25 protein-coding genes are annotated in these 26,619 nt (G+C 65.0%); 16 read left to right on the top strand and 9 right to left on the bottom strand.

Features of this window, described 5'->3' with window-relative positions:
- Positions 1-57 precede the first annotated feature (57 nt).
- The 3 genes from KAK09_RS07065 to KAK09_RS07055 are packed head-to-tail and all read left to right on the top strand — an operon-like array spanning position 58 to position 2,310.
- The gene (locus tag KAK09_RS07065) at positions 58-480 is read left to right on the top strand and encodes a PaaI family thioesterase (RefSeq protein WP_210878217.1); all 423 of its coding nucleotides are present in this window, start codon (positions 58-60) and stop codon (positions 478-480) included.
- Complete coding sequence (locus tag KAK09_RS07060) at positions 480-989, top strand: PaaI family thioesterase (protein WP_210878216.1); 510 nt, start codon at positions 480-482, stop codon at positions 987-989. Before KAK09_RS07065 ends, KAK09_RS07060 begins: the two co-directional genes overlap by 1 nt.
- Positions 982-2,310 carry an MATE family efflux transporter gene (locus KAK09_RS07055; protein ID WP_210878215.1) on the top strand — a complete coding sequence of 443 codons (1,329 nt, stop codon included), beginning with the start codon at positions 982-984 and terminating at the stop codon, positions 2,308-2,310. Before KAK09_RS07060 ends, KAK09_RS07055 begins: the two co-directional genes overlap by 8 nt.
- Here the strand turns inward: KAK09_RS07055 and KAK09_RS07050 are convergent.
- Positions 2,294-3,928: an MFS transporter gene (locus KAK09_RS07050; protein ID WP_210878214.1), complete on the bottom strand. Its 1,635-nt coding sequence runs from the start codon at positions 3,926-3,928 to the stop codon at positions 2,294-2,296. The two genes, KAK09_RS07055 and KAK09_RS07050, sit on opposite strands and share 17 nt — an antisense overlap.
- Positions 3,925-4,599, bottom strand: a complete 675-nt coding sequence (locus KAK09_RS07045; RefSeq protein WP_210878213.1) for a thiamine diphosphokinase — start codon at positions 4,597-4,599, stop codon at positions 3,925-3,927. Before KAK09_RS07045 ends, KAK09_RS07050 begins: the two co-directional genes overlap by 4 nt.
- A gap of 149 nt (positions 4,600-4,748) precedes the next feature.
- Here KAK09_RS07045 and KAK09_RS07040 point away from each other — a divergent pair, with 149 nt between their 5' ends.
- Entirely contained in the window at positions 4,749-6,587 is a 1,839-nt protein-coding gene (locus KAK09_RS07040) for a hypothetical protein (protein WP_247651104.1), read from the top strand.
- A gap of 63 nt (positions 6,588-6,650) precedes the next feature.
- Here KAK09_RS07040 and KAK09_RS19005 read toward each other — a convergent pair whose 3' ends face one another.
- From KAK09_RS19005 to KAK09_RS07025, 4 genes are all read right to left on the bottom strand, one after another.
- Entirely contained in the window at positions 6,651-6,785 is a 135-nt protein-coding gene (locus tag KAK09_RS19005) for a hypothetical protein (protein WP_272491250.1), read from the bottom strand.
- 141 nt (positions 6,786-6,926) lie between these two features.
- Positions 6,927-7,325 (bottom strand): 8-oxo-dGTP diphosphatase MutT, encoded by a 399-nt coding sequence (gene mutT / locus KAK09_RS07035; RefSeq protein ID WP_210878212.1) that lies wholly within the window; start codon positions 7,323-7,325, stop codon positions 6,927-6,929.
- Positions 7,322-8,551 (bottom strand): bifunctional glutamate N-acetyltransferase/amino-acid acetyltransferase ArgJ, encoded by a 1,230-nt coding sequence (gene argJ, locus KAK09_RS07030; protein WP_210878211.1) that lies wholly within the window; start codon positions 8,549-8,551, stop codon positions 7,322-7,324. Before argJ ends, mutT begins: the two co-directional genes overlap by 4 nt.
- A 3-nt stretch (positions 8,552-8,554) precedes the next feature.
- A complete protein-coding gene (locus KAK09_RS07025; protein WP_210878210.1) occupies positions 8,555-9,406 on the bottom strand; it encodes a peptidylprolyl isomerase in 852 nt (283 codons plus the stop codon).
- A 189-nt stretch (positions 9,407-9,595) separates the two neighbouring features.
- Here KAK09_RS07025 and secA point away from each other — a divergent pair, with 189 nt between their 5' ends.
- From secA to KAK09_RS07010, 3 genes are all read left to right on the top strand, one after another.
- Positions 9,596-12,286 (top strand): preprotein translocase subunit SecA, encoded by a 2,691-nt coding sequence (secA, locus tag KAK09_RS07020; protein WP_210878209.1) that lies wholly within the window; start codon positions 9,596-9,598, stop codon positions 12,284-12,286.
- A 92-nt stretch (positions 12,287-12,378) separates the two neighbouring features.
- A complete protein-coding gene (locus KAK09_RS07015; protein WP_210878208.1) occupies positions 12,379-13,332 on the top strand; it encodes a hypothetical protein in 954 nt (317 codons plus the stop codon).
- A 24-nt stretch (positions 13,333-13,356) separates the two neighbouring features.
- The gene (locus KAK09_RS07010) at positions 13,357-14,922 is read left to right on the top strand and encodes a substrate-binding domain-containing protein (protein ID WP_210878207.1); all 1,566 of its coding nucleotides are present in this window, start codon (positions 13,357-13,359) and stop codon (positions 14,920-14,922) included.
- Between the two features lie 2 nt (positions 14,923-14,924).
- Here the strand turns inward: KAK09_RS07010 and radC are convergent, their stop codons facing one another.
- Genes radC through dnaK form a run of 3 tightly spaced genes read right to left on the bottom strand, consistent with a single transcriptional unit; the run spans position 14,925 to position 18,853 of the window.
- Positions 14,925-15,677, bottom strand: coding sequence for a RadC family protein (gene radC, locus KAK09_RS07005; RefSeq protein WP_210878206.1), 753 nt, complete (start codon positions 15,675-15,677; stop codon positions 14,925-14,927).
- Positions 15,678-15,724: 47 nt separating this feature from the next.
- Complete coding sequence (dnaJ, locus tag KAK09_RS07000) at positions 15,725-16,879, bottom strand: molecular chaperone DnaJ (protein WP_210878205.1); 1,155 nt, start codon at positions 16,877-16,879, stop codon at positions 15,725-15,727.
- 60 nt (positions 16,880-16,939) lie between these two features.
- Complete coding sequence (gene dnaK, locus KAK09_RS06995) at positions 16,940-18,853, bottom strand: molecular chaperone DnaK (RefSeq protein WP_210878204.1); 1,914 nt, start codon at positions 18,851-18,853, stop codon at positions 16,940-16,942.
- Between the two features lie 337 nt (positions 18,854-19,190).
- Between dnaK and phnF the strand changes: the two genes are divergently transcribed.
- Genes phnF through KAK09_RS06950 form a run of 9 tightly spaced genes read left to right on the top strand, consistent with a single transcriptional unit; the run spans position 19,191 to position 26,616 of the window.
- Positions 19,191-19,946 carry a phosphonate metabolism transcriptional regulator PhnF gene (phnF, locus tag KAK09_RS06990; protein WP_210878203.1) on the top strand — a complete coding sequence of 252 codons (756 nt, stop codon included), beginning with the start codon at positions 19,191-19,193 and terminating at the stop codon, positions 19,944-19,946.
- A gap of 55 nt (positions 19,947-20,001) precedes the next feature.
- Positions 20,002-20,928, top strand: a complete 927-nt coding sequence (locus KAK09_RS06985) for a phosphate/phosphite/phosphonate ABC transporter substrate-binding protein (protein ID WP_272491249.1) — start codon at positions 20,002-20,004, stop codon at positions 20,926-20,928.
- Positions 20,928-21,755 (top strand): phosphonate ABC transporter ATP-binding protein, encoded by an 828-nt coding sequence (locus KAK09_RS06980; RefSeq protein ID WP_210878201.1) that lies wholly within the window; start codon positions 20,928-20,930, stop codon positions 21,753-21,755. Before KAK09_RS06985 ends, KAK09_RS06980 begins: the two co-directional genes overlap by 1 nt.
- Entirely contained in the window at positions 21,748-22,779 is a 1,032-nt protein-coding gene (phnE, locus tag KAK09_RS06975) for a phosphonate ABC transporter, permease protein PhnE (RefSeq protein ID WP_210878200.1), read from the top strand. The genes KAK09_RS06980 and phnE overlap by 8 nt, the downstream gene beginning before the upstream one ends.
- A gap of 10 nt (positions 22,780-22,789) precedes the next feature.
- Positions 22,790-23,239 (top strand): phosphonate C-P lyase system protein PhnG, encoded by a 450-nt coding sequence (gene phnG / locus KAK09_RS06970; RefSeq protein WP_210878199.1) that lies wholly within the window; start codon positions 22,790-22,792, stop codon positions 23,237-23,239.
- Positions 23,236-23,793, top strand: a complete 558-nt coding sequence (gene phnH, locus KAK09_RS06965) for a phosphonate C-P lyase system protein PhnH (protein WP_210878198.1) — start codon at positions 23,236-23,238, stop codon at positions 23,791-23,793. The genes phnG and phnH overlap by 4 nt, the downstream gene beginning before the upstream one ends.
- Positions 23,794-23,796: 3 nt before the next feature.
- A complete protein-coding gene (locus tag KAK09_RS06960; RefSeq protein ID WP_210878197.1) occupies positions 23,797-24,903 on the top strand; it encodes a carbon-phosphorus lyase complex subunit PhnI in 1,107 nt (368 codons plus the stop codon).
- Positions 24,890-25,789: an alpha-D-ribose 1-methylphosphonate 5-phosphate C-P-lyase PhnJ gene (locus tag KAK09_RS06955; protein WP_247651103.1), complete on the top strand. Its 900-nt coding sequence runs from the start codon at positions 24,890-24,892 to the stop codon at positions 25,787-25,789. Before KAK09_RS06960 ends, KAK09_RS06955 begins: the two co-directional genes overlap by 14 nt.
- Complete coding sequence (locus KAK09_RS06950; protein ID WP_210878196.1) at positions 25,786-26,616, top strand: ATP-binding cassette domain-containing protein; 831 nt, start codon at positions 25,786-25,788, stop codon at positions 26,614-26,616. The genes KAK09_RS06955 and KAK09_RS06950 overlap by 4 nt, the downstream gene beginning before the upstream one ends.
- Positions 26,617-26,619: the final 3 nt, after the last annotated feature.

Below are 26,619 nucleotides of genomic sequence, written 5' to 3'. Positions count from 1 at the left end.
CCCTTGCAGCCGCGCTGATTTGACCGCCATAAAGGGCGCACGAACGGCGGAGGCGACATGGCAACCCAGAAGGACAGGATCGCGCGGCAGTTCATGGCGGCGCTGCCCCATGCGCGTGCACTCGGCATGCGGCTGACGCTTCTGGAGGACGGGCATGCGTGGATCGAGATGGATTACGACCCGCGCTTCATCGGCGACCCGGAGACGGGCGTGATCCATGGCGGCGCGGTCTCGGCGCTCATGGATACTTGCTGTGGCGCGGCCGCGATGAGCCATCCTGACTCGCCCGGCGGCACGGCCACGATTGATCTGCGCATCGACTACATGCGCCCCGCCACGCCGGGCCAGACGATCCGGGCGCGGGCCGAGTGCTATCACATCACCCGTTCCGTGGCCTTCGTGCGCGCCCGTGCGATGGACGATGACGACGCCCTGCCCGTGGCCACCGCCACCGGCGCCTTCACCGTGGAGGGCAAGTGATGGCGCGGCCCCGTCCCGAACCCGTGCAGGTGGTCAAGCAGCGCCGCGATGCCGCGCTAAAGGCGTTGGTGGATGGCGTGCCCTATATCGGCTTTCTCGGCGTGCAGTTCGACCGGCGCGGCGACGAGTTGACGGCGATCATGCCGTTTGACGAGAAACTCATCGGCAATCCGCTTCTGCCCGCGCTTCATGGCGGGGCGACGGCGGCGTTTCTGGAGATCACGGCAATCATCGGGCTGAGTTGGGGGATGCTCTGGGAAGAGATCGAGAGCGGCGGCTTCGACCCCGAGGCCATTGTCGGCGGCAAGCTGCCGCGCCTGCCGAAAACCATTGATTTCACGGTGGATTACCTGCGCTCCGGGCTGCCGCGCGATGCCTATGCGCGCGCGCAGGTCAACCGCTCTGGCCGCCGTTATGCCTCTGTGCATGTCGAGGCGTGGCAGGACAACCGCGCGCGCCCCTTCGCACAGGCCACCGGGCATTTCGTGATGCCGCGCCGCGATGGCTGAGACCACCCGGCCCGTCACCCATGGCCGGGTCCTCAAGATCGCCGTTCCGATCGTCATCTCCAACGCCACCGTGCCGATCCTCGGCGCGGTGGATACCGGCGTGGTGGGGCAATTGGGCCTCGCCGCGCCGATCGGCGCTGTGGGGCTGGGGGCGATCGTCCTCACGGGTGTCTACTGGGTGTTCGGCTTTCTGCGCATGGGCACCACGGGGCTGACAAGTCAGGCGGTGGGGGCCGGGCAGGCGGGTGAGGTGGCGGCGCTTCTGACGCGGGCGCTGATGATCGGGGTCGCGGGGGGGCTTGCGGTGATCGCGCTGCAGCTTCCGCTGTTCTGGGCCGCGTTCCGGCTTGCCCCCGCCAGCGATGAGGTCGAGGGGATGGCGCGCGGCTATATGGCCATTCGGGTCTGGTCGGCCCCGGCGATGATCGCGCTTTTTGGCGTCACCGGCTGGCTTATCGCACAGGAGCGCACCCGCGCCGTGCTTGCCATTCAGGTGTTGATGAACGGGGTCAATGTCGGGCTTGACCTATGGTTCGTGCTGGGCCTCGGGTGGGGCGTCGAGGGGGTCGCGCGCGCCACCGTGATCGCCGAATGGGGCGGGCTGGCGCTTGGGCTTTGGTTGTGCCGCGCGGCCTTTGGGGTGCCCGCATGGCGCGACTGGCCGCGCGTGTTCGACCGCGCGCGCCTGCGCAACATGGCTTCGGTCAATGGCGATATCCTGCTGCGCTCGCTCATGCTTCAGGCGATCTTCATTTCCTTCCTGTTCCTCGGCGCGGGGTTCGGTGATGTGACGCTCGCGGCCAATCAGGTGCTGTTGCAGTTTCTGAACATCACCGCCTATACGCTCGACGGCTTCGCCTTCGCCGCCGAGGCGATTGTCGGACAGGCCTATGGCGCGCGCGCCCTCACGGTGCTCCGGCGGGGCGCGCTTTTGTCGAGCCTGTGGGGCTTTGTCATCTGCCTCGGGATCGCGACGGGCTATGCGCTTTTCGGCGGCGCGCTCATCGACCTGATGACGACCGCGCCCGAGGTCCGGGAAGAGGCGCGCCGCTTCCTGCCCTATACCGTGGCCGCGCCCCTGCTTGGCCTTGTGCCCTTCATGCTGGACGGGGTGTTCATCGGTGCCACCCGCACCCGCGACATGCGCAACATGATGGCGGTGAGCCTCGTGATCTACATTGCCACCGTGGCGGCGCTCATGACCCCACTGGGCAATCACGGCCTCTGGCTCGCGCTGCTCATCAGCTTCGTCGCGCGCGGCATCACGCTGGGCCTGCGCTATCCGGCATTGGAGCGGGCGATGGTCAGTCCACACTCCTGAGCCGCGTGCGCTGCACCAGCGCCACCGCCACAAGTGGCAGGGCCACGGTCAGGCCGCTCACGATCAGGATCAGAAGACCCAACTGGCTGTAATCGGCGGGGGTGGTGACCGCGCCGCTCACCGGGTCATGCACCTCGCGCGCCACCACGAAAATCTGGTTGAGATACTTGGTGAAAAGCGAACTGGCCGACAGCGCCAGATTGGTGAATGAGGCCATCACGGCAAAGAACGTGGCCTTGAGATCGGGCGGCGCGTTGCGCGCGATCCAGGCCAGCATCGGGATCATCGCGATCTGCCCCAGAGGCGATTCAAGCGCGGTATCCATGATCGCGATGAACCGCGCATCGACAATGCCGCCCGTCAGCGGCGCGGTCACGTCCTGAATGCCGTAGTAAAGCCCGATATTGGGCAGCGACAGCACGCCCCCCGCCACGGTCAGGATCACGATGATATAGACAATGGTGTGATTGGCGATAAGCGGGCGCAGGATCACCATGCCCACAAGCGTCAGCACCGAGGCGATGAGCGACAGCACCGACAGGAACTGCTGGTCGAAGCCTAGCACGTCGATGGAAAACCAGGTATAACCGTCGCCCACACGGGGCACGGCGCGGAAGATGAAGATGATGAGCGCCGTGCCGATGAGCGCGCGCGCCTGTGCCACCGGCAGCACCGTCACAAGCTGACGCATGAGCAGCAGGACAATCGCCATCGACCCGGCAAAGATGATTTCCTGCCCGAAGGGAATATCGCTCAGCCCGACGGTGAGCGAGAGCGCGACAAACCCCGCGCCGCCGATGAAATACCACGGATTGGGCGTGGTCTCCTCGTCCGACCGCTCAAAGAGCGCGTCGGCCTCTGCCTCGGTAAGGCCGCGCCCCAGAAGCCCCCGGCGCGCACGCCATTTCTGCACCCCCGCCAGCACCACCCCTGACACCGAGACCAGCGGAATAGCCAGCGCCGCCAGATATATACTGGCATAGACCGCGCGCTTGCCCTCGGCGTCGAGCGCCTCGATCCCCGCGAACATCGACAGGTTCAGAAGCGCCACCGCCAGCGTGCCGGTGATCAGCGCAAATCGCCCCAGCGTCTGCATCGTGGTATGCAGCGCGCGCGAGGTCTCGGGGTCGAGCGGCGCGCCGGTCTCGTCAAAACGCGGCACCGCCTCGACCGACATGGCATCGGCCACCGCGTCCTGAACCACCAGGCCCGCAGGCGCGAGCAGATAGGAGGTCACATACCACGCGCCCATCGGCATGATCGCCACCATCGCCTCGGTCTGCGTGAGCAGCAGATACATGATGAAGACCGATCCCGCGATCAGTCCCGCGCCAAGATAGATAAGCAGCCATTTCCACCGCCACATGATATCGACCAGATGACCCAGCGGCATCTTGAGCGCCCAGGGCAGCCCCGCCCAGAAGGCGAGCCCGGCAAGGAAGGCGGCCGACAGATCAAGGTATTCCTTCACAAAGAAGGTGCCCACGATCATCGTCAGCCCGGAAAATCCGGCGGCGAAATAGACCATCAGGGGCGGCAGGAAGGTCCAGCGCATCTGCCGCCAGAGATCGAATACGACTGCATCGGCCCATTGCGCGGCGCGCGTGGCGGGGCTCATGCGGTGGTCCATGTGGCAGGGGTGGCGCGCAGGGCCGGCACGACGATGTCAAGCGTTTCGGCGGGCAGGATGACCAGCATCTTCGGCGCGGTCACGGCAAGGCTCACCGGCCCGACCGACAGGTTCGAAGTGGCAATGCGGCCATCCGGGGCCAGGTTTAGCCCGCCGATGGGCCAGCGCAGCCCGTCGGACGCCCCCTCGACCGCGCCCATGGGAAAGAGCGACACGCGACAGCCTTCGGCCAGAGGCAGCACGAGCGACGGCGGACACAGGAACATGAGGTCCGCCTCGCCCAGAAGGATACAGCGTTGCGCGGCGTGGCGCACAAGCGCCGTGCAGGCGGCCATCTGGTGATCGAGCCTGTCTCCGACAAAGCCCAGACCGATCAGCAGCGGTGCGGTCACCTGCGTCAGGCATTTCTCGAAATCGGTCGTTTCCTGATCCTCGAAATGGTGCAGCACATCCTCGGGAAGCCGGGCGCGGGTCTGCGCAGTGATGCTGTCGAAATCGCCGATGACCGCGCGGGGCACAAGACCAGCCTCGACCGCCGTATTGGCCCCGCCATCGGCGGCCACCACGACCGGCGCAAGCCGCAACGCGGCCCTGAGAATGGCGGGGGAAACGCTCGCCCCGCCGATCAGGGAGATTGGCTCCTTTTCGCGGACAATCATTTCCCTTTGGCCTTTATCGTTGCGTTGAAACTTCTGATGACACATTCCGACCACGAAATGATACAGTAAAGACCGAAGAATCGGACCTCTTTGGTCGTTGAGGTCATGGTAAATACTGTCTTTGCGGGCAAGCAAAGCGAGCGATTGACATGGTAGGTTCAAGCAAGATTCTCACGGTTTCCTACGGCACGTTCTCGTGCACGCTGGAAGGTTTCGATGATTCTTTCGAGACTATGAAGGCGATTGCCGAGTATTTTCGGGATCTGGCCGCCGATGATCGCTATTTTGGCGCAGAGCCGCCGACGCCGGACGCCGAAATGCTGGCCCGGATCGCCCAGCGCGAGATCACGCGCCGGGTGGAAGCGCACGAGCATCAGGGGCGAATCGTGCTCAAGGCGCAGGACGACACGGTACCGGTCGCGCCCGTAACGCCGGCCACCGCGCATGCCGCCGCTGCCGTGAACGAGCAGGCCGCGCCGCCGGAGTTTCCGCAAGACGCGTTGCAACCCGAGGGGCTTGAGGCCGAGGACAGCGGCATATGGCAGGATGAGGATGTCGTTGCGACCGGACAGACCACCGATCAGGCGCAGCCGTCCGAGGCCACCCAGGCCGTCGAGGCGGATAGCCTTGCCGCGAAACTCAACCTGATCCGCTCGGTTGTCGGCGGTGACACGCAATACAGCGAAGACGAGCACGCGCAGGACTTCGCCGAGCCGGACGCGATGAAAGAGCCGCTCTGGACGGACAGCGCCGAGGGTGATGCCGACGCCGCGCAGGACGACATCGCTTCGGTCGCCATGCCGGAATTCTCCGAGCAGCACGAGGCAGAGAAGGCCATCTTCGACGATGAGGCCCCCGAGGCAGACGCCTTCGACGAAGCCGACAGTGCGATCCGTGACGAGATCCCGGCCCTCGCTGATGCCCCCGATCAGGCTGTTTTCGAGGATACGCTCGCGGCCCTGATGGCGGATGCCGCGCCGGGATCCGAGGCCGCCTTCGCATCTGGCATCGCGCACCACGAGCACAAGATCTTGGACGACGAGGCTGCAATGCCGGACGCGCGTGTGCTCAAGGTCAGGCGCGAGGATTTCGATGCCGCCCTGGCCGATGACATCTTCGACGAGACCACGGACGAGATGCCTGATGTCGATCACGATGCGGCCTCGAATATCTTCGATGAGGACGACAGTGACCTGAGTCCCGAGGAAGAGGAGGAACTTCAGCGCGAGCTTGCCGAGCTTGAAGCGGAGCTTCTGGACGAGGAGCCCGAGATCGCGGCGCAAACCCCGCCCGCCCCGGAGCAGCCCGAGCGTGACCTGCCGGCCGATGTGGCGCAGGACAGCGACCTCGAAAGAATTTTCGACAAGGCCGCCAGCCAGATGGCGGCACCCGAGACCAGCCGGCGCCGCAACACGATCCAGCACCTGCGCGCCGCGCTTGCCGCCACCCGCGCCGAAAAAGAGGCCGGGGCCGATCTGACCCGCAAGATCGACGACAGTCCGTATCGCGGCGATCTTGCGGCGGTCGTGCGCCCGCGTCGGCCCGAGCGTGCCGCGACGACCGCCCGAGGCGAGCGTCCCGCAGAAGTGCGCCCGGCCCCACTGAAGCTCGTGGCCGAACAGCGGGTGGACGCCGAGCACCTGGCTGTGCGCCCGCGCCGCGTCGCGACGCCGCAGCCAGAGGTGTTTGAGGCGACCGGAAACGGCTTTGCGGAATTCGCCGAGGAACAGGGCGCCACCGCGTTGCCCGACCTGCTTGAAGCCGCCGCCGCCTACCTCGCGGATGTCGAGGGGCGCACGCAATTCTCGCGACCGATGCTCATGGGCAAACTGAGAGAGGTCGATGAGGCGGGCTTTTCCCGCGAGGAAGGGCTGCGCTCTTTCGGCAAGCTTCTGCGCGAGGGCAAGTTGCAAAAACTTTCGGGTGGCCGCTTTGCCGTGACCGAGGAGACCGAGTTTCGCGCCTCCGGATGCCGCCGGGCAGGATAACCCCCAGAGGCCGCCGTCCGAACAAAGCGCGTCCGGATCACTTGTGCCGGCCCGATCAGGTGGTCAGGCGGCGCGTGACACCGGGCGGCCGGTATAGATCCGCGTGCCCACACGCACCTGCATCAGCCCGTTGTCGAGCAAGCGCACGAAAATCCCCTGAATGGACGCGGCAGATCCGATCTGGATGGTGCGAATCATGATCCCCCCGATCATGAAGTGGCACGATACGCTTGTGTGACAGAACAACTGGCATCATCATGCCGGAGTTTTGAAAAACGTCCATCAAAATCGCAAAAATTATCGCGATCCGCGATCAGGCAGACGAGGGGCCGCCCGGCGTCACAGCCAGTCGCGCAGGATCGGGATCAGCGGCAGGTCTGCAGGGGGCATGGGATAGGCGCGCAGATCCCGCGCGCGCACCCATTTCAGCGCCTGCCCCTCGCGCCCCTGCGGCACGCCCTCCCATTTGCGGCAGGCAAAGAGCGGCATGAGCAGGTGAAAGCTGTCGTAGCTGTGGCTGGCGAATGTCAGCGGCGCGAGGCACGAGGCCCAGGTGTCGATGCCCAGTTCTTCGTGCAACTCGCGGATGAGCGCGGCCTCGGGGGTTTCTCCCGGCTCGACCTTGCCGCCGGGAAATTCCCACAGCCCCGCCATGGACTTGCCCTCGGGCCGCTGCGCCAGAAGCACACGCCCTTCCACGTCGATCAGCGCCACAGCCGAGACAAGAATGGTCTTCACGACCGGTAATCCGCGTTGATTTCGATATAGCCGTGGGTCAGGTCGCAGGTCCAGACCCGCGCGGTGCCGCCGCCAAGACCGAGATCGACATGGATCACGATCGTCTGGTTCTTCATGTAGGCGGCGGCGCGGGCCTCGTCATGCATCGGGCTGATCTCGCCTTCGCGCGCCATCTCCAGATCGCCGAACCAGATCGAGAGCCGGTCGCGATCCGCCTGCGCACCAGATTTTCCGACCGCCATGACAACGCGGCCCCAGTTCGGATCCTCACCGGCGATGGCGGTCTTGATCAGCGGCGAATTGGCGATGGATTTGGCGTGGATATGCGCCTCTGCATCCGAGGCTGCGCCGGTCACCGATATCTCGACGAATTTCGTCGCCCCCTCGCCGTCGCGCACCACCTGATGCGCCAGATCGAGCATCACCCGGCGCAGCGCCTCCATGAAGCCCACATTGGTTCCGGTCACGCGCACGCCCGAGGCCCCCGTAGCGGCCAGCAAGAGCGTGTCGGAGGTCGATGTGTCGCTATCGACGGTGATGCAGTTGAAGGTGCTGCAATTGAGGGCGCTTACCATGTCCTGCAACACTGCCTGCTCCATCGCGGCATCGGTGAAGATATAGACCAGCATCGTCGCCATGTCGGGTGCGATCATCCCCGACCCTTTGGCAATGCCCGCGATGCGCACGCTTTGCCCGTCAATGGCGATTGTCTCGCTCGCGCCCTTGGGGAAGGTGTCGGTGGTCATGATCGCGCGCGCGGCATCGGCAATGCCGCCGGGCGCAAGGCGCCCCGCCAGATCGTCAAGGCAGGCGGTGATGCGCTCATGTGGCAAAGGCTCGCCGATCACGCCGGTAGAGGAGGTAAAGACGCGGCCCGCCGGAACGCCAAGGCGTTCGGCCACCGCCGCCGTCACCGCCTCGACCGAGGCCACGCCGCGCCGCCCGGTAAAGGCGTTGGCATTGCCCGAGTTGACAAGGATCGCCGCACCGGGTGCGGAATCGCCGCCGATCTTGGCCTGACAGTCCAGCACCGCCGCCGAGCGCGTGGCCGAGCGGGTGAACACCCCGGCCATGGTCGTGCCCGGCGCGAGACTGACGAGCATCACATCGGTGCGCCCCTTGTAGCGGACCCCCGCCTGCGCGGTTGCGAACCGCACACCGCCGATCTCCGGCAGGTCGGGAAAGGCCGCAGGGGCGAGCGGTGAAACAGGTGCGGGCTTGCCCATGGCTCAGTTCTCCAGAAGATCGAACCGGTTGATCAATTCGGGATCGGCGGCATCGCCGACCGCGCGCTCGATCCGGGTTTCGGCCTGAAGCGAGGCGAGATAGGCCTCGAACGCCTGCCGCTGAAGGTCATCGGTCAGTTCCGGGCGCACCTCGTCCAGCGTCGGGCGCTCCTTGATGCGGGTCTCGTTGAGCCTGATCACATGCCAGCCGAACTGTGTCTGCACCGGGCCCGAGACGGCGCCGACCTCGAGCGCGGCAACCGCGTCAAAGAATTCCTGCACCATCACGCCTTCTGAAAACCAGCCAAGTTCACCGCCCGAGGGGCCGGAGGGGCCGATGGAACGTTCCTGTGCCAGCGCGGCGAAATTCGCGCCGTCCTCGATCTCGGTCACGAGGCGCGCGGCCTCTTCTTCGGTTTCCACAAGGATATGGGCCGCGCGATACTCGGTCTCGTCCTCGGCCTCGGCGAATGCGGCGTTATAGGCGGCCTGCAGATTCTCCTCGGTCGCTGCGTCGTCCGTCACCTTCTGGATCACTTCGGAAGCAAGGATCGCGCGGCGTTCGTTGTCGAGCCGCAGCAGCGTGACCGCCGAAGGCGCGCCATCGAGTGCCTGCATCAGCAGGGTTTGCTGCACAAGCTGATCAAGCACGCCGCGAAACAGGATCTCAGCTGGCAACTGGGCATATTGCTCGGGCAGGCTCGCGCGAAGCGCAAGCATATGGCCAAGCGTGATCTCGGTCTCGCCCACCGTCGCCATCACGGTATCAAGCGCGGGCGCGTCTTCCTGCGCCATCGCGGGCGCACCGAGGGTCAGTGCCGCCACCGCGACCGAGGAAAGAAACTGTCGGAACATCAGGCCATCCTTTTTCCAAAGAGCCGCAGCGCCGTCCGGGCTCGCGACGTTGACACTTCTCGGGCCGCCGCTTACATCGCCTTGAGTTGTGGCGCGCGGGGCCAATCCGCGCCCGTTCTAGGGCGCAGGCGCAGGCGGGGCAAGCGATTGCCGGTCACGAACGGATAAAACGGCGGGAACGGACAGAACATGCTGGGTATTGGAACGCTTGCCAGAAAGGTCTTTGGCACGCCGAACGACCGCAAGATCAAGGCAACCCGCCCGCTGATCGCGCAGATCAACGCGCTCGAGCCGGAATTCGAGGCACTGAGCGATGCCGGGCTGATCGAAAAGACCGAAGAATTCCGCAGGCGCATCGCCGGGGGCGAGAGCCTCGATGCGCTTCTGCCAGAGGCATTCGCCAATTGCCGCGAGGGCGCGCGCCGCGCGCTTGGCCTGCGCGCCTTCGACGTGCAGCTGATGGGCGGGATTTTCCTGCATCAGGGCAATATCTCCGAGATGAAGACCGGCGAGGGCAAGACGCTTGTCGCCACGCTGCCCGCCTATCTCAACGCGCTGTCGGGCAAGGGCGTGCATATCGTCACGGTCAACGATTACCTGGCGAAACGCGATGCCGAATGGATGAGCAAGGTCTTTGCCGCGCTTGGCATGACCACCGGCGTCGTCTATCCGCAGCAGCCCGAGGCCGAGAAAAAGACGGCCTACGGCGCCGACGTGACCTATGCCACCAACAACGAGCTTGGCTTCGACTATCTGCGCGACAACATGAAGGCGTCGCTCGAGGAAATGAGCCAGCGCGGGCACAATTTCGCCATCGTGGACGAAGTGGATTCGATCCTGATCGACGAGGCGCGCACGCCGCTGATCATTTCCGGTCCCAGCCAGGACCGCAGCGATCTCTACCGCACCATCGACACCGTGATCCCCGAGTTGCGCGAAGAGCATTTCAAACTCGACGAAAAGACCCGCAACGTCACCTATACCGACGAGGGCAACGAGTTTCTCGAAGATTTGCTGCACCAGCGCGGCCTGCTGCCCGAGGGCCAGTCGCTCTACGATCCCGAGAGCACCACGATCGTTCACCACGTCAATCAGGGCCTGCGCGCGCACAAGCTGTTTCACAAGGACAAGGAATATATCGTCCGCGGCGGCGAGGTGGTGCTGATCGACGAATTCACTGGCCGGATGATGGCCGGGCGGCGGCTCTCGGATGGCCTGCACCAGGCAATCGAGGCCAAGGAGGGCTGTCAGATCCAGCCCGAGAACGTGACCCTCGCCAGCGTGACCTTCCAGAACTATTTCCGGCTCTATGACAATCTGTCGGGCATGACCGGCACTGCGCTGACCGAGGCCGAGGAATTCATGGAGATCTACGGGCTTGGCGTGATGGAGGTGCCCACCAACCGCCCCATCGCCCGGATCGACAAGGATGACGCCGTCTATCGCACCGCACGCGAGAAATACGAGGCCATCGTCGCCGAGATCGCCAAGGCGCATGAAAAGGGCCAGCCGATCCTTGTCGGCACCACTTCGATCGAAAAATCCGAGATGTTGAGCGGGCTTCTGACGCAGGCGGGCATCCCCCACAGCGTGCTCAACGCGCGCCAGCACGAACAGGAAGCGCAGATCGTCGCCGACGCGGGCAAGCTGGGCGCGGTCACCATCGCCACCAACATGGCCGGGCGCGGCACCGACATCAAGCTTGGCGGCAATGTCGAGTTCAAGATCATGGAGGCCATCGCCGCCGACCCCGACACCGACCCCGAGGCGATCCGGGCCCGGATCGAAGAGGAGCACGCCGCCGATGAGGAAGCGGTGAAACAGGCGGGCGGTCTCTTTGTGCTGGCCACCGAACGCCATGAAAGCCGCCGCATCGACAACCAGTTGCGCGGGCGTTCTGGGCGTCAGGGCGATCCGGGGCGATCGGCCTTCTATCTCAGCCTCGAAGACGATCTTATGCGTATCTTCGGCTCGGAGCGGCTCGAGAAAGTGCTCTCGACCCTTGGCATGAAAGAGGGCGAGGCGATCATTCACCCCTGGGTCAACAAATCACTGGAACGCGCGCAGGCCAAGGTCGAGGCGCGCAATTTCGACATCCGCAAGCAATTGCTGAAGTTCGATGACGTGATGAACGAACAGCGCAAGGTGATCTTCAAGCAGCGCCTCGACATCATGAAGGCCGAGGATCTGAGCGGCATCATCGGGGATATGCGCGGTGAGGTCATCGCCGATCTTGTCGATGAGTTCATGCCGCCTAAAACTTATGCAGATCAATGGGATACCGAGGGTCTGCGCGACGCGGTGCGCGCGCGCCTCAACATGGACCTGCCAGTCGTCGAGTGGGCCGCCGAAGAGGGCGTGGATGACGAGGAGATCATCGAACGCCTCGAGACGACCGCCAACGAGATGATGGCCGCCAAGGCCGCGCAATTCGGTCCAGAGACCATGCGCATGATCGAAAAGCAGATGCTGCTTCAGACCATCGATGCCAAGTGGCGCGAGCACCTGCTGACGCTCGAACATCTGCGCTCGGTGGTGGGCTTCCGTGGCTATGCGCAGCGCGATCCTCTCAACGAATACAAGACAGAGGCGTTCCAGCTTTTCGAAACGATGCTTGACAGCCTGCGCGCCGACGTGACGCAGAAACTCGCCCAGATCCGCCCGATGACCGAAGAGGAACAGGCCGCGCTGATGCGCGATCTGACGCAGCAACGCGCGGCGATGGAGGCGGCGGCAAAACCCGAGGGCGAGGATTTCCCCGATGCGATCCCCGGTTTCAATGCGGCTGATCCTGCCACCTGGGGAAATCCGGGGCGCAACGATCCCTGCCCCTGCGGATCGGGCAAGAAGTTCAAGCATTGCCACGGGCGCCTTGCCTGATCCTGCCTGAATGACTCCGTGATCGTGCCTCGGCCCGGCCTTTTTTGACCGCTATCCCCTGCCCGATAACGAGCAGGGGAATGGAGGGCAGGATGGCCTCTGGCAGACGTTACATCATGGCAGGCGGCACGCTGGCCTGCGCGCTGGGCATTGCCTATCTGATGCAGGCCAGGCCGGGCCCCGCCGCGGTGGCGCCCGTGACCCCGGTGGCCGATGCCCCGCTTGAAATCACCGGGATCGTGCTGACGGCGGCCCCGGCCCTGCCCGATGTCCAGCCCCCTGCGCCTGCAATATTGCCCGCAGTGCCGGTGACGCGGGTGGTCGCGCGCGATATGCCCATGCCCGACGCCTTTCCCGCTGACGAATCGATACCAGGTCTCGCCTGCGAGGTCACAATGAGCGCCACCGTGATCGAGGCCGCCATGGCGCGCCTTGATATCGCGGCACCCTGCAAGCCTGGCGCGCGGTTCACGCTGCACCATACCGGCATGATGGTTTCGGCCATGACCGACGCGCAGGGATATGGCCGTATCACGGTGCCCGCACTGTCGGAGGCGGCTGTGTTCATCGCGTCGTTCGAGGGCGGAGAGGGGGCCGTGGCCGTCGCGCAGGTGCCCGATCTGGCCGGCTATGACCGGTTTGTGGTGCAATGGCATGGTGACGCCGACAGCCTGAGGTTGCACGCGCTGGAATACGGGGCCGATTTCGGCCAGCCCGGCCATGTCTGGAGCGGTGTCGAGGCAGCCGATGGCGACGGAACGCTGTCCCGGCTTGGCGGGGGCGTGCCCGCGCCTGCCCATCACGCGGAGATCTACACCTTCCCGACGGCGGCGGCCCTGCGGGGGGGCTCGATCACGCTGCGGCTCGAGGCGGAAGTGACATCCGCCAATTGTGGCCGTGATCTCGAAGCGCAAAGCCTGAGCGCGGGTGCGCCTGGCGGCCTTGTCGTGCAGGATGTGCTTCTGCCCATGCCGGATTGCTCGGCGATTGGAGAGTTTCTCGTGTTGCAAAACCTGTTTGATGACCTGAAGATCGCGCAGAACTGACGGTACGATTTCAGGGGGCAAACCATGGCGGGACTGCGGGCGGCCAGCCTCGCTGCGGGGTTCATCCTTGTCTTGATGGCAGCGCCGCTTGCGGCGCAGGATGTCACCTTGCTGTCTCATGACCGCAAGGTCGAGATCGAAGGCGATCTTCTGGGCTACGACGGAGAGTTCTACCGTGTCGAGACCGCCTATGGTGAACTGACCGTCGATGGCTCCGGCGTCACCTGCGAGGGTCCGGGCTGCCCGGATCTCGAAGCCTTCATTGCGCGGCTGGTGGCGTCGGGCGCGCCCGCGATCGGCCGTGTGCTGATGCCCGCCCTGCTCGAGGCCTTTGCCGTTCGCGACGACTATATCCTGCATCGCCACGACAGCGGGCCGGATGTGCTGCATTTCACATTGCATGCGCCCCGGACCCCGGAAATCGTGCTTGGTGATTTCCGGTTCCTTTTGACCAATTCCGAAGAGGGCTTTGCCGACCTTCTGGCCAATGAGGCCGATATCGCGATGACATTGCGCGAGGCACGCCCGGATGAGCGCGCGCGGGCGCGCGATGCGGGCCTGGGTGATCTGGGCAAGCCGGGACGGATGCGCGTGCTCGCGCTTGACGCGCTTATTCCGGTGGTCGCGCCTGCCAATCCGGTGCAAGGCATCAGCCTGCAACAGCTTGCGGCTATTCTGACCGGCGAGATCGACAACTGGTCCGGCCTGAGCGGCCTGGACGCGCCCATCGATCTGCATCTCTGGGCCGCCGATACCGGGATTGGTCAGGCCAGCAAGGATATGATCCTCGCGCCCACGGCGCAGACCTTTACCAGTCGGATCACGCGGCACAGCGACGGGGCCGCCTTGTCCGAGGCCGTGGCGCGCAACCCCTTCGCCCTGGGCCTTACTACCCGCTCCGAGCAGGGCGCAACATGGGAGGTGCCGCTGGTCGGGGCGTGCGGATTCGCCCTGCGCGCGCATCGGCGCACGGTCAAGACCGAGGATTACCCGCTGACCGCGCCGCTTTTCCTTTATCTGCCCGCGCGGCGGATGCCGAAACTTGCGCGCGATTTCCTGGCCTATCTGCGCGACCCGTCCGCGCAACTGGTGATCCGGCGCGCGGGCTTTGTCGATCAGTCCCCCGAGGAAATCGAGATCAATGCGCAGGGCGACCGCTTTGCCAATGCCATCGCGCAGGCGGGCGAGGAGGTCGGGCTGGACGAATTGCAGCGCATGGTGGCACTGCTGGCCCCGCTCAAGCGGCTGACCACGACATTCCGTTTCGAGGCCGGGTCCGCGCGCCTTGACGCGCAGTCGCGCTCGAATGTCGAACAACTGGCGGCCGCGCTTGAACTGGGGCTTTACGACAATCGGCGGCTTGTCCTTGTCGGGTTTTCCGACGGGCAAGGCCCGGCAGAGACCAACCGCAAAATCGCGCTGCGCCGGGCCGAAGCGGTGCGCGAGGCCGTCACCCGCGCCGCCGAGACGGCACGGTTCGACCGGATCGACCTGTCGGTCGATGCCTTTGGCGAGGCGATGCCGATGGCCTGCGATGATACCGCCTGGGGTCGACAGGTGAATCGCCGCGTCGAGGTCTGGGTGCGCTGAGATCACAGGTAGCCCTCGCTGCGAAAGCTGACCTCGGACGATTTGCCGATCACCACATGATCATGCAGCATGATCCCGAGCGCCACCGCCGCGCGCTGCACCTCGGCGGTCATGGCAATATCAGCCTGCGACGGCGTGGGGTCGCCCGAGGGATGGTTGTGCACAAGGATAAGGGCACTGGCATCCAGCAGCAGCGCGCGTTTGACCACCTCGCGCGGATAGACCGGGACGTGATCGACCGTGCCGCGCCCCTGTTCCTCATCGGCGATGAGCACGTTCTTGCGGTCGAGGTAGAACACGCGGAACTGTTCGGTGCCGCGATGTGCCATGCTGGCGCGGCAATAGGCGATGAGCGCGTGCCAGGAGGAAATCACCGGCCGCCCGATCACCCGCGCCTGCGCCAGACGGTGCGCCGCGGCCTCGACAACCTTCAACTCGGTCACGACGGCGGGTCCGATCCCGGCCACTTCCGACAGGCGTTCTGGCGGGGCGGAAATCACGCCGCTGAAATCGCCGAACCGGTCAATCAGGGCGCGCGCCAGCGGTTTCACGTCACGTCGTGGAATGGCGCGAAAGAGCACAAGCTCCAACAGCTCGTAATCCGGCATTGCCGCCGCGCCGCCGCCGAGAAATCGTTCCCGCAACCGGCTGCGATGGTCGCGGATATAGGAGGGCAGGCGCGCCGGACCCGCCAACGGGGGCGAACCCGCAAACAGCGGCAGGGCAAGATCGTGAAAGGCGCGTTCCGTGCTCATGCCCCCTTATCGCACCGGGGCCTTAGCAAAGCGTTAACGCGCGCCCGTCAGCTCTTCATCGAATCCCAGAAGCTGCGCACCGAGGAGAAAAAGCTGTTGCTTTTCGGGTTGTTATCCTCGCTCAACGCTTCGAATTCGCGCAGCAGATCCTTTTGCCGCGCGGTGAGGTTCACCGGGGTCTCCACCGCAAGCTCGATCATCATGTCGCCTTGTGGGCCACCGCGCAGCGCGGGCATCCCCTTGCCGCGCAGGCGCATCTGACGGCCCGATTGCGAGCCCGCCGGGATCGTCACGCGCGAGCGCCCGCCGTCGATCGTCGGCACCTCGATGTCACCGCCCAGGGCGGCCTTGATCACCGAGACCGGCACGCGGCAATAGAGGCTCGTTTCCTCGCGCTCGAAAATCTCGTGCGGGGCCACTTCGATGAAGATGTAGAGATCACCCGCCGGACCGCCGCGCATCCCGGCCTCGCCCTCGCCCGAGAGGCGGATGCGGGTGCCGGTCTCGACGCCCGCGGGGATGTTGACGCTGAGCGCGCGTTCCTTCTGCACCCGGCCCTGGCCCTGGCAGGTCTTGCACGGGTTCTTGACGATCTGGCCTATGCCAGAGCAGGTCGGACAGGTGCGCTCGACGGTGAAAAAGCCCTGTTGCGCGCGCACCTTGCCCATGCCCGAACAGGTCGGGCAGGTGACCGGCTGTGCGCCGCCCTCGGCGCCCGAGCCGTCGCAGGCGTCGCAGGTCGTGGCGCTGGTGACCTTGATGGTCTTTTGCAGGCCAGAGAACGCCTCTTCCAGCGTCACGCGCAGGTTGTAGCGCAGGTCCGCGCCGCGCGCCGCGCGCGGCCGCCCGCCGCCGCGCCCGCCGCCCATGAAATCGCCGAAAAGATCGTCGAACACATCGGAAAATGCCGAGGCGAAATCGCCTTGCCCGCCAAAGCCGCCCGCACCGGGGCGCGGTCCGCCATTGCCCATGCCCCCCTCGAAGGCGGCATGGCCGAAGCGGTCATAAGCGGCCTTCTTGTCGGGATCCTTGAGCACGTCATAGGCTTCGCCCGCCTCCTTGAAGAGACGTTCGGCCTCGGGGTTGTCCTTGTTGCGGTCGGGGTGCAGGTCCTTGGCCTTCTGGCGGTAGGCCTTCTTGATCTCGTCCGCGGAGGCGCCCCGCTTGAGCCCGAGCACCTCGTAATAATCGCGTTTGGCCATCGGGGAACTCCTTCAAACGAAGGCCGGGGCCGCTTGGGCCCCGGCTCGCAGGCTGTGGCCTCAGCGGCGCTTGTCGTTGTCGAGATCCTCGAAATCGGCATCGACGATGTCGTCCTCGCCGGGGCCCGCATCGGCGGCCTTGATCTCGTCCTCGTCCGCCTGCTGGCTGGCCTTGTAGATCGCTTCGCCCAGGCGCATCGACACCTCGGCGACGTTCTGGATGCCGGACTTGATCTTGTCGGCGCTGGCATCCTCTTTCTCAAGGTCATCCTTCAGTGCGGCAATGGCCAGTTCGATCGCCTCGATCGTGGTCGGATCGACCTTGTTGCCATGTTCCTCGATGGATTTCTCGGTCGAGTTGATAAGGCTCTCGGCCTGGTTGCGGGCCTCGACAAGCTCGCGCCGGGCCTTGTCGGACTCGGCGTTTTCCTCGGCCTCGCGCACCATGCGCTCGATATCCTCATCCGAAAGGCCGCCCGAGGCCTGGATGGTGATCTTCTGTTCCTTGTTCGTGCCCTTGTCCTTGGCGGAAACCGAGACAATGCCGTTGGCGTCGATGTCGAAACTGACCTCGATCTGCGGCATGCCGCGCGGCGCGGGCGGGATGTTCTCAAGGTTGAACTGACCGAGCATCTTGTTGTCGGCGGCCATTTCACGCTCGCCCTGGAAGACGCGGATGGTCACGGCGCTCTGGTTGTCCTCGGCGGTCGAGAAAATCTGCGACTTGTTGGTGGGGATCGTGGTGTTGCGGTCGATGAGGCGGGTGAAAACGCCGCCAAGCGTCTCGATCCCGAGGCTGAGCGGCGTCACGTCGAGCAGAACCACATCCTTGACGTCACCCTGAAGCACGCCGGCCTGGATGGCGGCCCCCATGGCCACCACCTCGTCGGGGTTGACGCCCTTGTGCGGCTCGCGTCCGAAGAATTTGGTCACTTCCTCGATCACGCGTGGCATCCGCGTCATGCCACCGACAAGCACCACCTCATCCACGTCAGAGGCCGAGAGCCCGGCATCCTTGAGCGCGGCCTTGCACGGCTTGAGCGAGGCGGCGATGAGATCGCTCACCAGGCTTTCGAGCTTGGCACGGGTAAGCTTGACCACCATGTGCAGCGGCTGGCCGTTCGCGCCCATCGAGATGAAGGGCTGGTTGATCTCGGTCTGGCTGGCGCTCGACAGTTCGATCTTGGCCTTCTCGGCGGCCTCCTTGAGACGCTGGAGCGCCATCTTGTCCTGCGTCAGGTCAACGCCATGCTCTTTCTTGAACTCCTCGGCGAGGTAATTGACGATCCGCATGTCGAAATCCTCACCCCCGAGGAACGTATCCCCGTTGGTGGATTTCACCTCGAAGAGGCCGTCGTCGATTTCAAGAATGGTCACGTCGAAGGTGCCGCCGCCAAGGTCGTAGACCGCGATGGTGTGGGTGTTTTCCTTGTCGAGACCATAGGCGAGCGCCGCCGCTGTCGGCTCGTTGATGATGCGCAGCACCTCAAGCCCGGCGATCTTGCCGGCATCCTTGGTGGCCTGACGCTGGGCGTCGTTGAAATAGGCGGGCACTGTGATGACGGCCTGCGTCACCTCTTCGCCAAGATAGCTTTCGGCGGTTTCCTTCATCTTGCCGAGGATGAAGGCGGAAATCTGAGACGGTGAATATTTCTCGCCCCGCGCCTCTACCCAGGCATCGCCATTGCCGCCGTCGATGACATTGAACGGCATGTTCTTCTTGTCCTTGGCCAGATCGGCGTCGTTGGCACGCCGCCCGATCAGGCGCTTGACGCCGAAGACCGTATTTTCCGGGTTGGTCACGGCCTGCCGCTTGGCGGGCTGGCCAACCAGCCGCTCGTTCTCGGTGAAGGCGACGATGGAGGGGGTGGTGCGCGCGCCCTCGGAATTCTCGATTACGCGCGCCTGACTGCCGTCCATGATCGCGACGCAACTGTTGGTGGTTCCGAGGTCAATACCAATGACTTTGGCCATGTTTTCGATCCCTTCTTATTCAGGCGATGTGGCAGAGACCTGACCCGTTTCGGCATCCGGTCCCCGGTTTTGGAACGGAGGCGACAAGCTGTCGCCCCCGCGTGTCCCGGCGTATATAGGCGGGGGGTTTGCGCCCTGCAAGCGTTGCAACCCGCGTCTTTCGCTCAATTTTGGCGAAACGTGAGGCCATGTGTCGGACGAGGGGATCACGCCAATGACGCGCGCGGTCGCGCGCTCTTCACGTTTGGCGTCTTTCAACGGCACAGCGGCCCTGCTGTCATACCTCTGTCATGCTACACATCTAGATGTCCCCACGAAAAGATTCGGGAGACGCCCAATGCCTCAGCTTGTCAGACAGTCTGGCCTTGCCGTCTGGGCGCAGATCGCCGCAGCATTGCGCAGCGAGATCGAGCGCGGCTTTGACGAGGGCGACTGGCTCGCCTCCGAGCCGGAACTGGCCGCGCGCTTTGGCGTGAACCGCCATACCCTGCGCCGTGCGGTGGATGATCTGATTGCCGAAGGGCTGGTCGAGCGGGTGCACGGGCGCGGCACGCGGGTTCTGGCGCGCGGGCTGATCTATGGCATCGGGCGCGACACGAAGTTTACCGAGCGGCTGGCGGCCAGCGGGCGGCGCGCCGAGGTGACGCTCTTGGACAAGCAGGAGGTGGTCGCCGACGGCGGTGTCGCGCGCCGGTTGCGGGTGGCCGAAGGCGCGCCGCTGCTACGTCTGCGCACGCTGCGCGGCGATGGCGATGTGCCCTATGCCCTGACCCTGCATTTTCTGACCGGCGACGCGGCGCAGGCCGCGCGGGATTACACGGGCGGTTCGCTCACCCGCCATCTGCGCGCGGTTGCGGGCATCACGCTTGACCGCATCGAGAGCCTCATCACCACGCGCCTGCCTCTGCCCGAGGACGCGCTTGCCCTGCGGATGCCGCGCACCCAGCCGGTGCTGCGCGTCAAGGGCGTGAATGCCTGCCGCGAATGCGGTTTGGTGCAGGAATACGCGATCAGCCAGTTTCGCGGCGATCGCATCCAGCTTTCGGTGGCCGAGCCAGTGCAGGCCGCCAAAAACCCGCTGCCGGACGGATAGGTGCGGCCGCAACCCTGACTCCCCAGTCAATCAACAATCATCAAGAGGAAGACAGATGTCTCTGCTCAGGACTTTTGCCGCGGCTGCGACCGCGACTGCCATGTCTATCACTGCCGTCATGGCGCAGCAAGCCGACGGCTCTGCGTCCAGCCCCTACCGGGTCATGCTGGTGCCCGCGGATGGCGGCACCGAGGACGGCACCCGCGCCGATTTCAAGCCGGTGTTCGATGCCGTGACGCAGGCGACCGGCGTGCATTTCGACATCAAGGTGGGCCAGACCTATGCCACGGTGATCGAGGCGATCTGTTCGGATGTCATCGAAATCGCGTGGTTCGGCCCCGCCTCCTATCTGCCCGCCAAGGAACGCGGCTGCGCCGAATTGCTCGCCGTCGATGTGAACAAGGGCGCGTCGGTCTATTACTCCGGCATCTATGCCCACAAGAACAGCGGCATTGCCACCGTGGCCGATCTCAAGGGCCGCGAAATGGCCTTTGGCGATGCCAATTCCACCTCGTCCTTTGTCTATCCGGTGGCGATGATCGTGGAGGCGGGGCTTGATCCGGTGAACGATCTGGGCACCATCCGCATCACCGGCAGCCATGCCAACAGCCTCAAGGCGCTGGCCGAGGGCCAGGTCGAGGCCGCCGCCGCCTCTTTCGACAGTTTCGAAAAGGCGATCAACGGCGGCACGATCAGCGCTGCGGATTTCGTGGTCGTGGGCAAATCCGACCCGATCCCCAACCCGCCGCTGGCCATGTCCATCAAGCTGCCTGCCGATGTGAAGGACAAGCTGCGCGCCGCGCTCAACACCGTGCACGAGGCCCCCGGTGTCACGCCCGAGATGATCCGCGGCTATGGCGGCAAGCAGGTTGACCGCTATGATGCCAGCATCTCGGAAGAGATGATGGCCCCGGCGCTGGTCACGCTCTCGGGCGTCTCGGGCGATCTGCGCGCGGCGATCATCGAGAAGGCGTCGAACTGATGTCGGCGGCGGCGATCCTTTCCGCCGCGCTGGGCACCGGAGGGGAGGGGCAGGCGCACCTCTCCTTTCGGAACCTGCGCAAGGTCTATGCCGACGGGGTTGCCGCGCTTGACGGCGTGTCGGCCCATGTTGCGCGCGGCGAGTTCTGCGTCGTGCTTGGCCCTTCCGGCTCTGGCAAATCCACCCTTTTGCGGGTGGTGAACGGGCTGACCGATCTTTCTTCGGGTGAAATGCTGCTGGGCGATACGGCGCTGTCGCCGAAAACCCTGCGCGGCATCCGTCGCCGGGTGGCGATGGTGCATCAGCAATTCAATCTGGTGGAACGGGCGACTGTTTCGTCCAATGTGCTGTCGGGCGCTGTGGCCGAGGTGGCGGGCTGGCGCGCGATGCTGGGCTGGTATCCGCCCGAGTTGCGCGCGCGCGTCTGCGAGGTTGTGGCGCGCGTGGGACTGGACGAGATCCACCTGCCGCGCCGCGCCGCAGCCCTGTCGGGCGGGCAACAGCAACGGGTGGGCATCGCCCGCGCGCTGCTGCTGCGCCCCGAGGTGATCCTTGCCGACGAACCGGTGGCGAGCCTTGATCCGGCGATCAGCCGCGAGGTGCTGGGCCTTCTGCGTGAGGCCGCCCGCGAACAGGGCGCGACCGTGCTGTGCAGCCTGCACCAGACGGACCTCGCGCGCGAATTCGCCGACCGCATCATCGGGATGCGCAAGGGGCGCGTGGTGTTTGACGGCAAGCCTGCCCTCTTTGACGCCCGCGCCGAGGCCGAACTTTACGAAGGTCTGGCCGTGCCGGGCCATGAGCCGAAGGAGAAGGCCTATGCGTGAGGCAATTCTGGAAACCGGCGGGCATCCGCGCCCCGCCTCTGAATGGCACCTGCGCGCGCCCTATGACTGGCGCGCGGCGCTGGCCGTGCTGCTGATCGCCACCGCGCTTCTGTGGTCGGGGCAGCGCATGGAAGTGGGCAAGATGCTCAGCCTGAGCGGCGAGGCGGTGGTTGCGGGCGTGGGCCTGAAGGAAGAAAGCCAGGTCGGCAAGGGGCTGGGCCGGATGATCGGCGCGCTTTTCCCCTTTGTGATCGAGGACCGCCGCGAACTGGCGCGGATCACCGATTTGGACCGTGACGCCCTGCCGATTTTCACCCGGATCGAGGCGGTCGAGGTCACGACCTATCACCTCAACGCCGACACGCTTCAGGTTGAGCAACAGGTCGAGGTGAAGGAATATCTGGTCCATCCCTTCGGTTATCTGACCAAGGTGCTGAGCAAGATGGTCGAGACCTTCGAGATCGCCGTCTGGGCCACGATCATCTCGGTCCTGCTGTCGATCCCGCTGGCGTTCTTTGGCGCGCGCAACTACACGCCCAACCGTTTTGCCTATTCCGCCAGTCGGGGCGTGGTCAGTTTTCTGCGCTCGATGCCGGAACTTATCATCGCGATGTTTCTGGTGCTGGGCTTCGGGTTCGGGGCGATTGCGGGCTATCTGGCGCTTGGCCTGCACGGCGCGGGCTTTCTGGGCAAGTTCTATGCCGAGGATATCGAGGCCGCCGACCGCAAGCCGCAAGAGGCGCTGACCGCGCTTGGCGCGGGCAAGCTGCGGGTGCTGCGCGCCGCCGTGCTGCCGCAGGTGGCGCCGTCCTATGTGGCCTACACGCTCTATGTTCTGGATCGCAACGTGCGCATGGCCGCCGTCATCGGCCTGGTCGGTGCGGGTGGTATCGGGCAAGAGCTGAAGGGCCGTTATGACACGTTTGACTATGGCCATGTCGGCACGATCCTTTTGGTGATCTTTCTCACCGTTTTCGTGCTGGATCAGGTTTCGGCGCGGGTGCGTTCCCGCCTGATTGGATAAGGAATTGATGATGAGACCGGAAAGAGAAGACTGGGCCGCAGCACTGGCCGCCGCCGATGCGGGGCGGGTGGCGGCATTGGCCGACCGCATCCGCGACCGCGCCACGGTGGAACCGCTGGCCCCGCCCCGTGAAGGGCTGATGCTGATGCAGTTGCGTGACTCGGTCGCGGGCGCTGCGTTTCATCTGGGCGAGATCCCCATGGCCCGCGTGCATCTGCGCCTGACCACGCCTGAAGGGATGGCCGAAGGCGGTGCGGCGTTGATGACCGACGATCTGGCCCTTGTCACCCGGCTGGCCATTCTGGACGCGGCCTTGATGGCTGATCTGCCCGAGGCGCCCGAGATCGAAGCGCTGCTGGCGATGGGCATGGCGGCGCGCGCCGAGGTGCAGGCCCGCCGCGCGCTGGCGCTGGACCGCACCCGCGTCGATTTCCAGCTTCTGTCGGAGGACGGCGAATGAGCGTGCTTGACCTGCCCCGCCTCTGGCGGCCCGAGACGCATCAGGCCCTTTTCCGCCGGATTCTGGACGCCACCGCGCGCCCCGGCACGCTGGCCGATACCGCCGATCTGACCGAAGGTGCCCCTGCCGCGCTGGCGGCGCTGGCCACTTTCTGCGACAATACGCAGACGCTGGCAGACCTGACCGGCAGCCTTGGCGCGACCGACTGGGCCTTTCTGGACGTTGCCCGCGCCGCGCCCGAGGCGGCGGATTTCATCCTTGCCGATGGTGCCACCGCGCCCGGTTTCACCCCGCGCCTCGGCACGCTTGATCTGCCCGATGGCGGGGCCACGGTGATCGTGACCGTTGCGGCGCTGGACGGCGGCGCGACGCTTGTCCTGCAAGGGCCGGGTATCAAGGACAGCCGCAGCATCGCGCCCAGGGGTCTTGCGCCCGGCTGGCTGGCGGCGCGTGCGCGCTGGTGCGCCGATTTCCCGATGGGGGTGGATTTCGTTCTGGCCGATGGCCAGAGCCTGATGATCCTGCCCCGCACAACCCAGATCACAGGAGCCTGAACCATGGCCTATGTAGCCATTCGCGGCGGCGCTGACGCGATCAAGGGGTCGTCCCGCCTGATGGACGCAATGCGCGCCATGGGCGAGAGCGCCCCGCTGGAATTGGACCAGATCGAACGCCAGATGCCGCTGTTGCATTCCAAGGTGCTGTCCGAAGGCAGCCTCTATCACCCGCGCCTTGCCTCGCTGGCGTTGAAACAGGCGTTGGGCGACAGTCTGGAGGCGGCGTTTTTTCTGCGCGCCTATCGCTCGACCAAGCCGCGCCTTGGCGAAACAGCACCCCATGACACACGACATATGCGCGTGGTGCGCCGTGTCTCTGCCGCGTTCAAGGATATTCCCGGCGGTCAGATGCTGGGGGCGACGCCCGATTACCTGCACCGGCTGTTCCGGTTCGAGTTGATGGACGAGGGCGCAGAGCGGTTCGACGAGATCACCCGCGACTGGCTGGGCAACCGCGCCGCAAGCGACACGCCGCTGACCTTTCCCAAGGTGCTGGACAGCTTGCGCGACGAGGGCCTGCTCGCCCCGCTGGAAAACAGCGACGAGACGCCTTTTGACATCACCCGCGAACCGCTGATCTTCCCCGTGCCGCGTTCGGCGCAACTGGCGACCATGGCACGCGGGGAAACCGGCGGTCTGCTGGCGCTCGCTTATTCCAACATGCGCGGCTACGGCGATGTGCATCCCACGGTGGGCGAGTTGCGCGTGGGCTATGTGCCGGTGATGGTGCCGCATCCGGTCACCGGCAAGCCGATGGAGGCGGGCGAGGTTCTGGTAACGGAATGCGAGATCGTCGCCATGTTCGAGAAATCCGATGATGGTGCGCCCGTGTTCACGCTCGGCTATGGCGCGTGCTTTGGCCATAACGAGGTCAAGGCGATTGCCATGTCGGTGCTGGACCGCGCGATCAGCGTCGCCAAGGACAAGGGCCGTATCAACAACCCCTCGGAAGACCCCGAATTCGTGCTGCTGCATGTGGACGGGATCGAGAGCATGGGGTTCTGCACCCATTACAAGATGCCCCATTACGTCACGTTCCAGTCCGACATGGACCGCCTGCGCGCAGCACAGGGCAAAGCCGAGGAGGCCACAGATGCACCCCGTTGACACCATGGGCCAGACCCGCGAAGGCGCGGAATACGGCTTTGCCTTCCTTGATGAGGACGCCAAGCGTGAATTGCGCCGCACGATCTTCAAGGCGGTCTGCATCCCCGGCAATCAGGTGCCCTATGCCAGCCGCGAAATGCCCATTGCGCGCGGTTTCGGCACCGGGGGGATGCAGTTGACGCTGGCGCTGCTTGGTCCCGATGATACCTGCAAGGTGATCGACCAAGGGGCGGATGACAGCGTGAACGCGGCCAATATCCGCAACTTTTTCGCGCTGACCTGTCCGGGCGTCACCGGCACGCTGCGCACCGAGGCGGCAAGCGTGATCCAGACCCGCCACCGCATTCCCGAACTGCGCTTGCGCGCCGATCAGATATTGGTGTTTCAGGTGCCTTACCCCGATCCGCTGGTGGTGGTGGAACCCAACGCCGCCACCCGCCGCCGGATGCACGGGCGCGCCGATTACGCGCGGCTCTGGGTCAAGCTTTACGAGGATATGGTCGCCTTTGACGAGATCACCATCTCGCATCGCTATCCCACGCGGATCAACGGGCATTACATCATCGACCCCTCGCCGATCCCGCGTTTTGACGTGCCGAAACTGCATCAGGCCGATTGCCTCTATCTGTTCGGCGCGGGCCGCGAAAAGCGTATCTATGCCGTGCCGCCCCATACCGATGCGGTGCCGATCACCTTCAACGATGTGGCCTTCGCGGTGGAAAGCTTCCGCGACAAGGCCACCGGCAAGCGCCATTGCTGCCGCCGCTGCGGGGCTGATGACAGTTTCCTTGATGAATTCCTTGACGATGATGGCGCGCGCGTTTTCCAATGCTCGGATGCCGCCTGGTGCGACATGCGCCTCGAACGGCTGGAGGCCGCAGAATGAAACCGATCCTTGACGTTGACAACCTGACCCGCATCCACGGCCCCGGCTGCCCGGCGTGCCTCGACGTGACCGGCCCCGTGCATGACACCAACATCTGCCGCCATTGCGGGTCTGTCGTGGCCGTGGCGGGCGCGTCCTTTCGCCTGCACAAGGGCGAGGTGCTGGGCATCATGGGCGAGAGCGGCTCGGGCAAGTCATCCCTCGTGAAGATGCTTTATTTCGATGACAAGCCGACCTCGGGCCGCGCGACATTCCACGACGAGGGCCAGGCGCATGACCTGTTTTCGCTCAACGAGGCGCAGCAATTGCGCCTGCGTGATACCCGCATGGGGATGGTCTATCAGAACCCGTCGCTGGGGCTGAATTTCGATATATCAGCGGGCGGCAACATCGCCGAGCGGCTGTTGATGTCGGATGAACTCAGCTACCGGGTGATCCGCGAAAAGGCGACCGCACTGCTCGCGCGCACCGAGGTGCCGCCCGCGCGCATGGACGAGCTGCCGCGCAATTTTTCCGGCGGGATGCAGCAACGGGTGCAGATCGCGCGGGCGCTCTCGACCGGCGCACCGCTTTTGCTGCTGGATGAGGTGACAACCGGCCTTGATCTGTCGGTGCAGGCGCGCATCCTCGATCTGATCATGGAATTGCAGGAGGTGACGGGCGTGTCGATGCTGGTGGTCACGCATGACCTTGGCGTGGTGCGCCACCTGACCACCCGCACCATCGTGATGAAATATGGCCGCATCATCGAATCCGGGCTGACCGACCAGATCCTTGAGGATCCGCAGGCGGCCTATACGCAACAACTTGTCTCCAGCGCATTGTGAGGG

This window comes from Roseovarius autotrophicus (assembly GCF_018069895.1).
GTDB lineage: Bacteria > Pseudomonadota > Alphaproteobacteria > Rhodobacterales > Rhodobacteraceae > Roseovarius > Roseovarius autotrophicus.
Note: the sequence above shows the minus strand (reverse complement) of the source record. Positions and strands in the feature narration are given on the sequence as shown.

Excerpts from the sequence above, each read along its gene's own strand:
- KAK09_RS07065 (WP_210878217.1), top strand. The coding sequence starts at position 58 with ATGGCAACCCAGAAGGACAGGATCGCGCGGCAGTTCATGGCGGCGCTG.
- KAK09_RS07060 (WP_210878216.1), top strand. The coding sequence starts at position 480 with ATGGCGCGGCCCCGTCCCGAACCCGTGCAGGTGGTCAAGCAGCGCCGC.
- KAK09_RS07055 (WP_210878215.1), top strand. The coding sequence starts at position 982 with ATGGCTGAGACCACCCGGCCCGTCACCCATGGCCGGGTCCTCAAGATC.
- KAK09_RS07050 (WP_210878214.1), bottom strand. The coding sequence starts at position 3,928 with ATGAGCCCCGCCACGCGCGCCGCGCAATGGGCCGATGCAGTCGTATTC.
- KAK09_RS07045 (WP_210878213.1), bottom strand. The coding sequence starts at position 4,599 with ATGATTGTCCGCGAAAAGGAGCCAATCTCCCTGATCGGCGGGGCGAGC.
- KAK09_RS07040 (WP_247651104.1), top strand. The coding sequence starts at position 4,749 with ATGGTAGGTTCAAGCAAGATTCTCACGGTTTCCTACGGCACGTTCTCG.
- KAK09_RS19005 (WP_272491250.1), bottom strand. The coding sequence starts at position 6,785 with ATGATTCGCACCATCCAGATCGGATCTGCCGCGTCCATTCAGGGGATT.
- argJ (WP_210878211.1), bottom strand. The coding sequence starts at position 8,551 with ATGGGCAAGCCCGCACCTGTTTCACCGCTCGCCCCTGCGGCCTTTCCC.
- KAK09_RS07025 (WP_210878210.1), bottom strand. The coding sequence starts at position 9,406 with ATGTTCCGACAGTTTCTTTCCTCGGTCGCGGTGGCGGCACTGACCCTC.
- secA (WP_210878209.1), top strand. The coding sequence starts at position 9,596 with ATGCTGGGTATTGGAACGCTTGCCAGAAAGGTCTTTGGCACGCCGAAC.
- KAK09_RS07015 (WP_210878208.1), top strand. The coding sequence starts at position 12,379 with ATGGCCTCTGGCAGACGTTACATCATGGCAGGCGGCACGCTGGCCTGC.
- KAK09_RS07010 (WP_210878207.1), top strand. The coding sequence starts at position 13,357 with ATGGCGGGACTGCGGGCGGCCAGCCTCGCTGCGGGGTTCATCCTTGTC.
- radC (WP_210878206.1), bottom strand. The coding sequence starts at position 15,677 with ATGAGCACGGAACGCGCCTTTCACGATCTTGCCCTGCCGCTGTTTGCG.
- dnaJ (WP_210878205.1), bottom strand. The coding sequence starts at position 16,879 with ATGGCCAAACGCGATTATTACGAGGTGCTCGGGCTCAAGCGGGGCGCC.
- dnaK (WP_210878204.1), bottom strand. The coding sequence starts at position 18,853 with ATGGCCAAAGTCATTGGTATTGACCTCGGAACCACCAACAGTTGCGTC.
- phnF (WP_210878203.1), top strand. The coding sequence starts at position 19,191 with ATGCCTCAGCTTGTCAGACAGTCTGGCCTTGCCGTCTGGGCGCAGATC.
- KAK09_RS06985 (WP_272491249.1), top strand. The coding sequence starts at position 20,002 with ATGTCTCTGCTCAGGACTTTTGCCGCGGCTGCGACCGCGACTGCCATG.
- KAK09_RS06980 (WP_210878201.1), top strand. The coding sequence starts at position 20,928 with ATGTCGGCGGCGGCGATCCTTTCCGCCGCGCTGGGCACCGGAGGGGAG.
- phnE (WP_210878200.1), top strand. The coding sequence starts at position 21,748 with ATGCGTGAGGCAATTCTGGAAACCGGCGGGCATCCGCGCCCCGCCTCT.
- phnG (WP_210878199.1), top strand. The coding sequence starts at position 22,790 with ATGAGACCGGAAAGAGAAGACTGGGCCGCAGCACTGGCCGCCGCCGAT.
- phnH (WP_210878198.1), top strand. The coding sequence starts at position 23,236 with ATGAGCGTGCTTGACCTGCCCCGCCTCTGGCGGCCCGAGACGCATCAG.
- KAK09_RS06960 (WP_210878197.1), top strand. The coding sequence starts at position 23,797 with ATGGCCTATGTAGCCATTCGCGGCGGCGCTGACGCGATCAAGGGGTCG.
- KAK09_RS06955 (WP_247651103.1), top strand. The coding sequence starts at position 24,890 with ATGCACCCCGTTGACACCATGGGCCAGACCCGCGAAGGCGCGGAATAC.
- KAK09_RS06950 (WP_210878196.1), top strand. The coding sequence starts at position 25,786 with ATGAAACCGATCCTTGACGTTGACAACCTGACCCGCATCCACGGCCCC.